Source organism: Desulfovibrio sp. TomC, assembly GCF_000801335.2.
Lineage (GTDB): Bacteria > Desulfobacterota > Desulfovibrionia > Desulfovibrionales > Desulfovibrionaceae > Solidesulfovibrio.
Genome location: NZ_JSEH01000009.1, coordinates 167,796 through 180,160 on the forward strand (window position 1 = coordinate 167,796; position 12,365 = coordinate 180,160).

A 12,365-nucleotide genomic window follows, 5' to 3' on the forward strand; every position below is an offset into this window, starting at 1 on the left:
CCCCAAGGTTAACGGCCGAAGCGATCGCTTGTTTCGTCCCAAGGGTACGCGGGCAAGCGCACTTTGTCAGCCGCCACGATTGAGGCAAAAAGAGCGGGAGGACGGAAGGCGGGAGAGGCCTCCGGCGGCCGGGAGGGGGTAACCCCCTCCCGGACCCTCCCTGCCTGGGGCGCGCATTTGGCCTCGGGCCAGGCCCGAGGCCAAATGCGCGCCCCAAACAGGAAGGCTACGGGGAAGGAAATAACGGAGACCGTAGACGAGGTGGGGTTTCCAAAGGGGTTCAACCCCGTTGGCCGCCGGAGGCATGCCTTTCTCTCCCCGCATCGCCCGCTGGCGTCAGGCCGATTCGCCGCCGCATTCGCGGGTGGTTTCGAAGCGGATGGTCTTCCATTTTTCAACGGTGCGCCCCAGTTCCCACTCGCTGGTAAAGACCATGGCCAGATGGCCGCCGGCGTCCCTGACCATGGCCTGCGGCTCTTCGCGCTCAAGCTGGGTCAGGGTGTCCTTGGAGTCGCAGGCCAGCCAGCGCACGGCCACGAACCGGGTCGTGAGCAGGTCGATTTGCACGTCGTATTCCGTGGCCAGCCGTTCGGCAATGACCTCGAACTGGAGCACGCCGACCGCCCCGAGGATGATGCCGGTGCCGATGGTGGGCCTGAAAAACTGGATGGCCCCTTCTTCCGAGAGCTGGCCCAGGCCTTTTTCCAGCTGCTTGGCCTTGAACGGGTTTTTGAGCTGCACCCGCCGGAAGTGCTCCGGGGCGAAGTGGGGGATGCCGAGGTAGATGAGCGGTTCGCGGGCGCTTAACGAATCGCCGACATTGAGCATGCCGTGGTTGGGGATGCCGATGATGTCGCCGGGCCAGGCTTCGTCGACGCCGGTGCGGTCCTGGGCCATGAACAGGATGGCGTTGGCCGCCTTGATGTCCTTGCCCAGGCGGTGGTGGCGCAGCTTCATGCCCCGGGTGAATTGCCCCGAGCAGATGCGCACGAAGGCCACGCGGTCGCGGTGGGCCGCATCCATGTTCGCCTGGATCTTGAAGACGACCCCGGAAAAATGGTCTTCGAGCGGGTCAACCTCCCGGGTCTTGGCCTGCCGGGGCCGGGGAGGCGGGGCCAGCTCGGTAAAGGCTTCGAGCAGCTCCTTGACCCCGAAATTGTTGATGGCGCTGCCGAAAAAGACCGGCGTCTGCTGGCTGCTGCGGTAGCGCTCCATATCAAAGGGATAACCGGCGCCGTTTAACAGCTCGATTTCCTGGCGCAGTTCGTCGGCGCTGGCCTGGCCCAGATGTTCGACCAGGGCCGGATCGTCCAGGCCCTGGACCACCACGGATTCCCGGGGGCGCGAGCCTTTTTCGGACTGGGGGGCGAAAAAGCGCAGGCTGTTGTTGCGCAGGTCGTAGACGCCCTTGAATTCCTTGCCCATGCCGATGGGCCAGGTCATGGGGGCGGCCTCGATGCCAAGGCTCTGTTCGATGTCGTCGAGCAGTTCAAACGGGGTGCGGCCGGCGCGGTCGAGCTTGTTGATGAAGGTAATGATCGGCGTGGTGCGCATCCGGCAGACTTCCATGAGCTTTTTGGTCTGCGTCTCAACGCCCTTGACGCTGTCGATGACCATCAGGGCCGAGTCCACGGCGGTCAGCACCCGGTAGGTGTCTTCGGAGAAGTCCTGGTGGCCCGGGGTGTCGAGCAGGTTGATGGTGCAGCCGTTGAAATCGAAGCTCATGACTGAGGAGGTCACGGAGATGCCGCGCTCGCGCTCGATGGCCATCCAGTCCGAGGTGGCGTGGCGGCCGGCTTTTTTGGGCTTGATGGCCCCGGCCATGTCGATGGCTCCGCCAAAGAGCAGGAGTTTTTCGGTCAGGGTGGTTTTGCCGGCGTCAGGGTGGCTGATGATGGCGAAGGTCCGCCGCCGGGCGGTTTCCCGGCGCAGTTCCCGGGCGCTTAACTGATCTTGCATGTCGTGGCCTCAATGGCGTTTGGGGTACCGTGTTGGGCCGGCGTTGCCGGCTTGGCGTCGTCAGGGGAAAGGGTGCATCCGGGATGGCCGCAGCCAGGGAGGGCTTCGGCTGTGCGCCGCAGCCTCGATCGGGCACTGCCGTTACAAATAAGAGTGGATGCGCGAAAGGCCATAGGCTGCCCGGGCGCGCAGGTCAACGGCCTTGCATCCCGGGACTGGTGGCGGGGCGCGTTTGGACGGGCCGGCCAGAGTGGAAATGCGTCCCCCTTAACCCCTGTCAGGGAGGGTCCGGGAGGGGGTTACCCCCTCCCGGCCGCCGGAGGCATCTTCCCTCTTTTCTTCTCTTATATCTTCCGAATGCCCAATTCGCGCACCAGATGGCGCAGGGTGCGGGGGCTTATATCCAGGCGTTCGGCGGTTTTGGCCCGGTCGCCGCCGCAGGCGGCAAAGGCCCGCAGGATGGCCTGGGTCTTGGCCTGCTTCACGGCCTCGTCCAGGGTGACGGCGGCATTGGGATCGGACCCCCGGGGGGCGATTTCGCCGCCAAGGCGCATGTCCTCGGGCAAGTCGCCGGCGTCGATGGGGCCTTCGCGGCTGAGAAGGGCCAGGCGTTCGATGAGGTTTTTAAGCTCCCGCACATTGCCCGGCCAGTCATGACCGGTCAATTCCGTCAGGGCCGCCTTGGTGAAGCGCAGACCGGGCTTGTGGTAGCGCTGGCGGTAGATGGACAGGAAATACTCGGCCAGAAAAACGATGTCTCCGCTACGCTCTCGCAGGGGCGGCAGGACAAGCGGCACGACGTTTAGGCGGTAGTAGAGATCGGCCCGGAAGGCTCCCTGGCGCACCATTTCGGTGAGTGTGCGGTTGGTGGCGGCCACGATCCGGGCGGCAAAGCGGATGGGCCGCTCTCCGCCGAGCCGGCGAAAGGAGCGTTCTTCCAGCACGCGCAGGAAATCGACTTGGTTTATGCCTGGGATTTCGCCCACTTCATCCAGAAACAGGGTGCCGTCGCCGGCCATCTCGAAGATGCCGCGCGAGACCTTGGCTGCGCCGGTGAAGGCTCCGGCCTCGTGGCCGAAGAATTTGTCGGCAAAGAGTTCGCCTTTGAGCACGCCGCAGTTGACCGGGACAAAGGGTTTTTTGCGCCGCCGGCTGAGGTTGTGGATGCACTGGGCCAGCAGTTCCTTGCCGGTGCCGGTTTCGCCGGAAATGAGCACGCAGGCGTCGGAGGGGGCGATCTGGGTGGCGAGGTCGTAGACGGCCTGCATCTCTGCGGAACAAAAGAGGAATTCTGCTTCAGGCGGGGCCTGTCCGGCGGTGACGGGATCGTCCGCGTCCAGCGGCAAATATTTGCCGCAAAGCAACATGCTGGAATCAATCATGTTTGGCGTCACCGTCCGTGGCGTCGGGCATCGTGGCATTTGTCGGGACGGCCCACCATGCGCTATTGGCCCCAAAATGACAACGGCAAAAATTTGCCGCAGGCCGGCAGATGTTTGCCGTCCTGGGGGTGGCGAGAAATGTTAATGTACTGAAATTAAAACTAATTCAAAAAGGCACAATCCTTGATAAGAGGGGTGGCAAGGGACGGTTCGCACCGATTGCCGCGGACCACGGCCTTGCCCGCGCCATCGGCCGGAGCCGGGCCTGCCCACCACACCACTTGGAAAAGGAGAACGAGAGGATCATGAAACGGCAAATTTTTCTGAAAGCGGGCCTGCCGGTCCTCGCGGCTGCCCTGCTGATCGCGGTCTTCGCCATGGCGGCCCAGAACGACGCGGCCGTGACCCAGGCCCTGACCCAGGCCGGGGCCTCCGGCCCCTGGTGGATGTGGCCCCTCATCTTGTTGTTTTTCTGCTTCATCCTCGGCATCATCGCGGTGTTGGCCGGGGTTGGCGGCGGCGTGCTCTACGTGCCGCTGGTCAGCGGATTTTTCCCGTTCCACCTCGACTTCGTGCGCGGCGCGGGCCTGATGGTGGCCCTGGCCGGAGCCCTGGCCGCCGGACCGGGTCTGCTCAAACGCAACCTGGCCTCGCTGCGTCTGGCCCTGCCCGTGGCCCTTATCGCCTCGTCCTGCGCCATCGTCGGGGCCATGATCGGTCTGGCCCTGCCCACCAACGTCGTGCAGACCTGCCTTGGGGCCACCATTCTTTTCATCGCCATCCTCATTCTCAAATCGAAGAACGTGGCCGTGCCTGAAGTGAAAAATCCCGATGCCCTGGGCATTGCCCTGGGGATGAACGGCGTCTACCACGACGCCTCGTCGGGCCAGGACTATGCCTGGAAGACCCACCGCACCCTGCCCGGCCTTTTGATGTTCATCATCATCGGCGTCATGGCCGGTATGTTCGGTCTGGGCGCGGGCTGGGCCAACGTTCCGGTGTTGAACCTCATGATGGGCGTGCCGCTCAAGGTCGCGGTCGGCACTTCCAAGTTCCTGCTGTCGATCACCGACACCTCGGCCGCCTGGATCTATTTGAACCAGGGCTGCGTCATTCCGCTCATGGCCATTCCGTCCATCGTGGGCCTCATGTTTGGTTCCTTCGTGGGCGTGCGGCTTCTGGCCAAAGCCAAGCCGAAGTTTATTCGCTACATGGTTATTGGCGTGCTCCTTTTCTCCGGAGCCAAGGCGCTGCTCAAGGGCCTGGGCATCGGCTGAGCCTCGTTTACAACCACTCACGACACGACACGAAACGGAGATTTCCATGAGCACCGATACCTCGAAGACCCCACCGGAACAGGTCCTGTACTCCAACATGCTCTTTTATGGCTGCTGGGGCTCCCTGGCCCTCATGGCCGTGACCTATGTGCTCTACATAAGCGGCGTGGTCACCCCCCATGTGCCGCTTGATACCGTGACCCAGCTGTGGTCCCAGCCGGTCAAGGCCTACCTGGCCCAGGGCAACGTGCCCACGGGCTGGGGCTGGTTCAAACTTATCGGCCAGGGTGATTTTCTCAATTTTATCGGCATCGTGCTTTTGGCCGGCATGACCATCCTGTGCTATGTGCCGCTTATTGGCGCGTACCTGAAAAAGAAGGAGCCGATTTTCGCCGCCATCGCCGTGCTGGAAATCCTGGTGCTTGCCTTTGCCGCTTCCGGCATCGTCGGCGGCGGGGGACACTAGGCCTGCCCGCTTCCCTGTGGCCGGCGGTTCGACTATCGTGACACCTCGCAGTATGCGAAGCGCCGCAGGCATGGAGGAGTGAGCGTGGCAACAACGGACAAGGCGGTTTGGTTTGCCGAGAGTGGGTTGGACTTGCCCGGTTTCCTGGACGCGCTGCCGCTCGGGGCCGCCGTCTACGACAGCCTCGGGCGAGTCCTCTACCTCAATGGGTATCTGCAACGGTTGACCGGCTTCAGCCTGGACGAGGCCCGGGGACTGCCCTGCCGGCACGTGCTGCGCACAGCCCAGTGCGGCCGGGACTGTCCCCTGACGCGCCAGGACGGCTGCGAGCCGTCCCTGGACACGGACATCGTCAACCGGGGCCGACGCAAGATACCCGTGCGCTTAAGCTCCCGGCTGGTGCGCACTACGGACGGCCAACCCCTGTACCGCGTGGACTTTGTGGAAGAACTGGCCCAGCGGGGGACCGACGGCATGTTGACGAAAAAGTCCGGCCTGGGGGCGCTGATCGGCAAGAGCGCGGTGATGGAGGACATCCTCTCGGTGCTGCCGGAGTTTGCCCGGTCCGACCGGCCGGTGCTCCTGGTCGGCGAGACCGGCACGGGCAAGGATCTCATCGCCGAGCTGATCCATGAAAGTTCCCTGCGGGCCAAACGACCGTTTTTGCGGATGAATCTGGGTTTTTTGCCGGCCGATCTGCTGGAGGCCGAACTCTTTGGCCGCGCGGCCGAGGAAGGCTCTGGCCTGGAGGGGATTCGCGGCCGCTTTCAGGAAGCGGCCGGGGGAAGCATGTTCTTCCCGGAACTCTCCGATGTGCCGCTGCCCCTGCAACAGCGTCTGGCCGCCTTTCTCGAAACCGGCAGCGTGTGCCCCCAGGGCGAAACGACGCCGCAACCCCTCGACCTCAGGCTGCTCTTCGCCACCCAGCGAAATCCCGAAGAACTGGCCGAAAAGGGCCTGCTCGATCCGGATTTTTACAAAGAGCTCAGCGTGCTGCGCCTCGACCTGCCGCCGCTTCGGGCCAGGGGCGAGGACCTGCCCTTTTTGCTGGCCTATTTTGCCGAACGCTTTGCCGAACGCTTCAAGAAAAACGTCAAGGGATTTTCCCCGGAGGCCATGAGCGTCCTGGCCGAATATCCCTACCCCGGCAATGTGCGCGAGCTGCGCAACATCGTCGAATACGCCGTCATGACCTCCAAGACCTCCCTGATCGTGCCGGCCAACCTGCCGGTCTACGTGCCGGTGCGCCCGGCCCCGGCCGCGGCCGCCGGATCGGGGACGGCCGGGACGTCTGGGGACGCGCCCAAACCCAAGGCGGCCAAAGCCAGGAAAGAGCCGGCCGGCAAAAGGAGCGGGTCATGAGCGGACACAGGGTGCTCATTGCCCTTCGCGGCAACGAGGTGGCCTGGCGTTTTGACAAGACGGCCGAGGCCCTGGTGTGCGATATTGACGATGCTGGCGAGGTGACATCCCGCTCCGAGATCATTTTCGCCCGCAATTCCGGTGAAGACCTCTGCGAATACGTCCTGGCCCACAACATCGACACCGTCGTGGCCGGGGGGGTGGAAGAGGAATATTACCACTACCTGCGCTGGAAGCGGGTGGACGTCATCGACAACGTGGCCGGCGAACTTGGCCCGGTGCTGGATCGTCTGGCCCGGGGGCGGCTCACTTCAGGGGACATCCTGTTTCCCCAGGGCGGGGCATGAGCATGTTTGGCGCAGCTTTCAAACGACATCTGGAAGGTCTCGGTTCCTCCGACGTGATCGTCACCCCCCGGGTCTATAAGTCGCTTCGCCGCAAGATCACGGCCTTGATGCTCATTACCGCCACCTTGCCCCTGGCCATCATGGCCTGGCTCAACTACCACGAATACCAGAAAGCCCTGTCGCGCGAGATCCAAAACCCGCTGCGGGTCATCGTCAACAAGTCGAAAAACTCCTTCGAGCTGTTTCTGGCCGAACGTACCTCGGCCGTGGGCTTCATTGCCCAGGCCTACACCTTTAACGAGCTGGCCAATGAACCGGATCTGGCCCGGATTCTCAAGATCCTGCAGACAGAATACGTCGGGTTCGTCGACATCGGCCTCATTAACGACAAGGGCGAGCTGGTCAATTACGTCGGTCCCTATGCCCTCAAAGGCCACAACTACGCCGAACAGACCTGGTTTAACGAGGTGCGCGTCAAGGGCCGCTATATTTCCGATGTGTTCATGGGGTTCCGTAAATTTCCCCACGTGGTCGTGGCCGTGCGCCACACCCTGGCCTCTGGCGAACCCTTTATCGTGCGGGCCACGCTTGATACCCACCAGTTCGACAAGATCATTGCCTCCATGGGGCTGGAACCGGGCTCCGACGCCTTTCTGCTCAACCGGGCCGGCATCCTCCAGACCAGTTCCCAGCGCTTCGGCAAGGTGCTCGACACCTTTTCCCTGCCCATGCCGCCGCCGACCTTCGAAGCCACGGTGCTCCAGCAGCAGGACGCCGACGGCGAAGACATCTTTTTGGCCTATACCTATTTCCCGGAAAGCGATTTCGTGCTGGCGGCGATCAAGCCCAAGGCCCAGATGCTGCGGACCTGGTACACGGTGCGCGGCGATCTGGTCTTTATCTTCTGCGCCGGGGTGCTGGCCGTGTTCCTGGCCTCCTACAAGCTGACCGATCTGCTCCTTCGCCGGATGCGCGAGGCCGAGGAACACCGCGAGCTGGCCCTGCGCCAGGTGGAACACGCCCAGAAACTTTCTTCCATCGGCCGGCTGGCGGCCGGCGTGGCCCACGAGATCAACAACCCCCTGGCGGTCATCAACGAAAAGACCGGACTGATGCGCGATCTGATCGGGATGCGCGAGGATTTCCCGGACAAGGAGCGCTACCTGCTCCTGATCGATTCGGTGTTAAAGACCGTCATGCGCTGCCGCGACATCACCCGGCGCATGCTCGGCTTCGCCCGCCGCCTCGACGTCAGCCTGGAGGAACTCGACCTCAACGACGTGATCACCGAAACCAGCGGCTTTCTCACCCAGGAGGCCCTGCACCGCAAGATCGAGCTGATCCTTGATCTCGACCACAACGCCCCGCGCATCATGTCCGACCGGGGCCAGCTGCAGCAGGTGTTCTTGAACATCTTAAACAACGCCCTGGCCGCCGTCCCGGACAACGGCCACATCGAGGTGCGGACCCGGGGCGAGGCCGAGGGCATTGTGGTCGAAGTGCGCGACAACGGCTGCGGCATGAGCAAGGACACCCTGGCCTGCATTTTCGAGCCGTTTTTCACCACCAAAAAGACCAAGGGCACGGGCCTGGGGCTGTCCATCACCTATGGCATCGTCAAGCGCCTTGGCGGCGAGATCGGCGTTGAGAGCGAGATCGACCATGGCACGGCCTTTACCCTGCGCTTTCCCAAACATCCCAAACACGAGGCGTAGCACGCGATGCGCATACACGACGTCAATATCCTGCTTGTGGACGATGAGAAGGAATTTACCGCCACCCTGGCCGAACGCATGGCGCTTCGGGGACTGCGGGTGCGCTGCGTCTATTCCGGCGAGGAGGCCTTGCGGGAAATCGCAACCGAAAAACCCGACGTGGTGGTCATGGACGTCATGATGCCGGGGCTTAAGGGCCTGGACATCCTGCGCCACTTGAAGGCCACCAACCCGGAAATCCAGGTCATCCTGCTCACCGGGCAGGCCGGCACCCGCGACGGCATGGAAGGCATGAAGCTTGGGGCCTTTGATTACCTGTTAAAGCCCCTGGAACTCGACGCCCTGCTGGCCAAGATCGCCGAGGCGGCCGCCGTGGCCGGGAAAGCCCAATGAGCGCCGCCGTACCCGAGAACGGCGACGGCCTGTTTCTTTCCACGGTGACGGGAACGGCCTGCCACGATCTCATGAACATCTACGCCACCTTCACCCAGGCGTTTGGCCTGATGGAGGACTGTCTGGCCGCCGATGTCCGCACCCGCCGCCGTACGCTCGGCATCAAGGGCGGCTTTGAGTATCGCGAACGCTTTGTGGAACTCCTGGCCATGCTGCGCGGCCAGCTGGCCCGGGCCGTGGGCCTGACCGAAGCCCTGGCCCTGGCCGCCCACAGCCTGGACCGGGACGGCCGGCCGGCCAGCCCGCCGGAAGCCCTGGCGGCCGTGCTGCTGTTGGCCGAACGGCTGCTCAAGCGCCGCAAGATCACTGCCGTGCTTTCTGCGCCTCAGGCCGACGACGCAAAGGACTGGCCGGCGATACGCCGGGCCGACTACCTGGGGCCGGTTCTGCTGGCGCTTTTGGCCTGCCTGCCCCATCTGCCCATGGGCGGGGAGGTGCGCCTGACCTGCCAGGCGGCCGGCGACGCCCTGACCGTGACCTTTGCCTCGGGCGAAGGCGGATTTTGCGACGAAGCCCGGCAGGCCTGCCTGGATGCGGCCCGGGCCGCCGGGGCCGAGATTGTCCCTGGCGACCGCCTGACCCTTGTTTTTCGGGAACAGCCAACGACACCACCGGCTTCATGTCCGCCCGCAGCGGACGGGGCCTCATAAGGAGACTGCCATGAAAAAGATCAAGCTGCTGCTGGTCGATGATGAGGAAAACTTCGTCAACACCCTGTCTGAGCGCCTCAAGATGCGCGACGTGCCCTCCCGGGTGGTCTACTCCGGCGAGGAAGCCCTGGAGGCGGTGCAGTCCGACGCCCCGGACGTGGTGGTGCTCGACTTGCGGATGCCTGGCATCGACGGCATGGAAGTGCTGCGCAAGGTCCGCAAGAGCAACCCCGAGGTGCGCGTCGTCATTTTGACCGGCCACGGCAACGAGGCCATTGAAGAGGAAGTCAAAAAGCTCGGCGCCTTCCACTACCACAAAAAGCCGGTGGAAATCGACGAACTGCTCGGCACGGTCAAAAAGGCCTACCGCGACAAGCTCGACGACGCCATGGTGGCCGCCACCTTTGCCCAGGCCGGCGCGTTTGATGAGGCCCATGACATCTTAAACGAGGACAAAGAGTAGGGCGCACCGTCCGCAGGAAGGTCCCGCGTGTGGCCGCGCCGCAAGGCGCGGGGCGCAGGCAGGGACCATGGAGGAGACGGCCGATGCCGATATCCGTCCTGCTCGTTGACGACGAGCCACTCTATGCAGCGCTGCTGGCGCAGCGGCTGACCAGCCGCGACTTCTCGGTGACGGTTGCGGCCGACGGGGACGAGGCGCTGCGCGCGGCGGCCGCGTCCCCGCCGGATCTGGTGCTGCTCGACGTCAATTTGCCGGGGAAAAACGGCATCGAGGTGCTGGCCGATCTGAAACAGGCCGGGTTTGCCGGCGAGGCCCTGATGCTGACCGGCCAGGCCGGGGTGGAATCGGCTGTGGCCGGCATGAAGCTCGGAGCAGCCGATTATCTGTCCAAGAGCCTGGATTTCGACGAACTTGTGGCGGCGCTGACCCGGGCCTACGGCCGCAAGCTGGACCGGGCCGAGTCCTCCCGGGTTATCGAAGTCGACCGTCTGGCCGCGCTGGGCCGGGTGGCCGAGGGAGCGGCCCACGAAATCAACAACCCGGTCACGGTCATGACCACCCTGGCCGGCTGGATCGAGGACCTGTGCGACGATCTGCCCGAGTCCTGCGCCGAGACGGCGGACGAAATCCGCCAGTCGGCCCGCCAGATTGCCGGGCAAGGCACGCGGATCAAGGGGATCATGCTCAACCTGCTCAAGTGCGGCGGCCGCTTCGATCCGCGCCCCGCGAGCATCCGTCCCCGCGAGGCCGTGGATGCTGTCCTGGCCGACCGGGCCGGGCGCATCCAGGAACTTGGCGTCGTGTGCGACAACGCCGCCCCCCAGAATCTGGTGGTCTGTTTCCCGCCCGGGGCCTTGGAATTGGTCTGTTCGGTGCTGGTGGACAACGCCCTGGACGCGGTGGCCGGCCGGGACGGCCGGGTCCGCATCGAGGCCGCCGCCGGCGACGGGGCCTTTACCTTGACCGTGTCCGACGACGGGCCGGGCATTGCCGCGGCCGTGGCCGGACGCATCTTCGAACCGTTTTTTTCCACCCGCGACTCCAACACCCGAAGCGGCCTGGGGCTGGCGGCGGCGCGCGGCGTGGCCCGGGGCCTTGGCGGCGACATCACCTACGAGGACCGCCCCGGCGGCGGCTGCCGGTTTATCGCCCGTTTCCCCGGTTTCTGATTTATCCGTTTCCCCTTTTCCCTCGTGCGTTGCCGGTCAGGCCGGCTGCCGGCTGTCCTCGCGGCGCTCCAGCCGTTCGGACTGGGCCTGGATGAATTCCCGGGTCTCGATGGTCGGGAGGCAGTGGGCCGTGCGTTCGAAATCGGCCTGCCGGTAGATGTCGCTCTGGTAAAAGCCCCGGCCCACCTTGGTCATCACGTCCTGGACCCCTTCAATGCGCATGGCTACGGCGCGCAACTGCTTTTCCAACCGCTCCAGAAACAGAACCCGCCGGTTGATGGTCAGGGTGACCCGGCCGTTTCTGGCCGCGACGGCCACGCCGTGGCCATGGCCGGCGAGGACGGTTTCCACCCGTGCGCCCAGGAGAAAGTCCCGGGCAGCGGCCCGGGAGGCCTCGGTCGGGCGCACGGCCGGATCGTTCTGGTGGCCGAGGATCAGGGCGGCGGCGGCCTCGGGGGCGGTCTTGTCCATGGGCACGAGCAGGTCGTACAGGGCCGGGTCCCAGGGGTCGGCCTGGCCGGTGACCAGACGGGTCCAGGCAACGTGGTCCGTGTCGTTTCGTTCCAGGGCCGGCCGGGCCTCGGCGGCCGGCAACCCGGCCTGCGTTGCGACATGCAGACGGCTGGCGGCGTCGGCAATGAGGCACACGGCCAGAACGTGGGTGATGCGGCGCGGCACAAGCACGGCGCACCATCCGGTCAACAGCAGGTTCTCGTCCTCGACCAGCCGGGTGGCCAAGGCCAGGCGCAGCCAGGCGAGCCCCTGCTCTTTGGCGTGGCTACACCGGGCCAGAAACGGCGTCCTGGCCGCAAAGACCTGGCTGATCCGGTCCGGCTCCAGCCCCGACAGGTCGGCGGCGGCCTGGATGAGCGCGCTGTCGGTGACGATGGGGCGTCCCGTGGCCTTGGCCAGGGCAGCGACAACGGCCTCTTCCTGGCAGTAGAGTCCGCTGGAAAGCGATACAACGGTCATTGGCGACTCCTTGGTGCGCATGCACGGCGCTTGCGGTGTTTTTGTATACGCCGGTTGGGGCTGGTGCGCCAGAGGAGGAGGCCACGGTCCGGGCTGGTCAGGCTGGTTGGTCAGGAGAGGGGGGCTTGGCCGAGCGTTTCTGGGGCGCTG

Annotated in this window: 12 protein-coding genes; 9 read left to right on the forward strand and 3 right to left on the reverse strand. The window is 64.6% G+C overall.

Annotated elements, in window-relative coordinates; all coding sequences use genetic code 11:
* Positions 1 to 336 precede the first annotated feature (336 nt).
* Positions 337 to 1,959, reverse strand: coding sequence for a peptide chain release factor 3 (locus NY78_RS10735; protein ID WP_043635437.1), 1,623 nt, complete (start codon positions 1,957 to 1,959; stop codon positions 337 to 339).
* Positions 1,960 to 2,303: 344 nt separating this feature from the next.
* Positions 2,304 to 3,341: a sigma-54 interaction domain-containing protein gene (locus NY78_RS10740; RefSeq protein ID WP_043635439.1), complete on the reverse strand. Its 1,038-nt coding sequence runs from the start codon at positions 3,339 to 3,341 to the stop codon at positions 2,304 to 2,306.
* 305 nt (positions 3,342 to 3,646) lie between these two features.
* Here NY78_RS10740 and NY78_RS10745 point away from each other — a divergent pair, with 305 nt between their 5' ends.
* The 9 genes from NY78_RS10745 (at position 3,647) to NY78_RS10785 (ending at position 11,243) form a co-directional block, all read left to right on the forward strand.
* Positions 3,647 to 4,618: a sulfite exporter TauE/SafE family protein gene (locus tag NY78_RS10745; RefSeq protein ID WP_043635442.1), complete on the forward strand. Its 972-nt coding sequence runs from the start codon at positions 3,647 to 3,649 to the stop codon at positions 4,616 to 4,618.
* A gap of 46 nt (positions 4,619 to 4,664) precedes the next feature.
* A complete protein-coding gene (locus tag NY78_RS10750) occupies positions 4,665 to 5,084 on the forward strand; it encodes a hypothetical protein (protein WP_043635444.1) in 420 nt (139 codons plus the stop codon).
* Between the two features lie 84 nt (positions 5,085 to 5,168).
* Positions 5,169 to 6,446 carry a sigma 54-interacting transcriptional regulator gene (locus tag NY78_RS10755; protein WP_043635447.1) on the forward strand — a complete coding sequence of 426 codons (1,278 nt, stop codon included), beginning with the start codon at positions 5,169 to 5,171 and terminating at the stop codon, positions 6,444 to 6,446.
* Positions 6,443 to 6,793: a NifB/NifX family molybdenum-iron cluster-binding protein gene (locus NY78_RS10760; RefSeq protein ID WP_043635449.1), complete on the forward strand. Its 351-nt coding sequence runs from the start codon at positions 6,443 to 6,445 to the stop codon at positions 6,791 to 6,793. The genes NY78_RS10755 and NY78_RS10760 overlap by 4 nt, the downstream gene beginning before the upstream one ends.
* Positions 6,790 to 8,508 (forward strand): sensor histidine kinase, encoded by a 1,719-nt coding sequence (locus tag NY78_RS10765; protein WP_231583913.1) that lies wholly within the window; start codon positions 6,790 to 6,792, stop codon positions 8,506 to 8,508. The genes NY78_RS10760 and NY78_RS10765 overlap by 4 nt, the downstream gene beginning before the upstream one ends.
* A gap of 6 nt (positions 8,509 to 8,514) precedes the next feature.
* Positions 8,515 to 8,901, forward strand: coding sequence for a response regulator (locus NY78_RS10770; RefSeq protein ID WP_043635454.1), 387 nt, complete (start codon positions 8,515 to 8,517; stop codon positions 8,899 to 8,901).
* Complete coding sequence (locus NY78_RS10775; RefSeq protein ID WP_043635457.1) at positions 8,898 to 9,611, forward strand: hypothetical protein; 714 nt, start codon at positions 8,898 to 8,900, stop codon at positions 9,609 to 9,611. The genes NY78_RS10770 and NY78_RS10775 overlap by 4 nt, the downstream gene beginning before the upstream one ends.
* A gap of 10 nt (positions 9,612 to 9,621) precedes the next feature.
* On the forward strand, positions 9,622 to 10,074 hold the full coding sequence (locus NY78_RS10780) for a response regulator (RefSeq protein ID WP_043635459.1): 453 nt from the start codon (positions 9,622 to 9,624) through the stop codon (positions 10,072 to 10,074).
* A gap of 83 nt (positions 10,075 to 10,157) precedes the next feature.
* On the forward strand, positions 10,158 to 11,243 hold the full coding sequence (locus NY78_RS10785; RefSeq protein ID WP_043635463.1) for a sensor histidine kinase: 1,086 nt from the start codon (positions 10,158 to 10,160) through the stop codon (positions 11,241 to 11,243).
* A 36-nt stretch (positions 11,244 to 11,279) separates the two neighbouring features.
* Here the strand turns inward: NY78_RS10785 and NY78_RS10790 are convergent, their stop codons facing one another.
* A complete protein-coding gene (locus NY78_RS10790) occupies positions 11,280 to 12,215 on the reverse strand; it encodes a cytidylate kinase family protein (RefSeq protein WP_053062191.1) in 936 nt (311 codons plus the stop codon).
* Positions 12,216 to 12,365 lie beyond the last annotated feature (150 nt).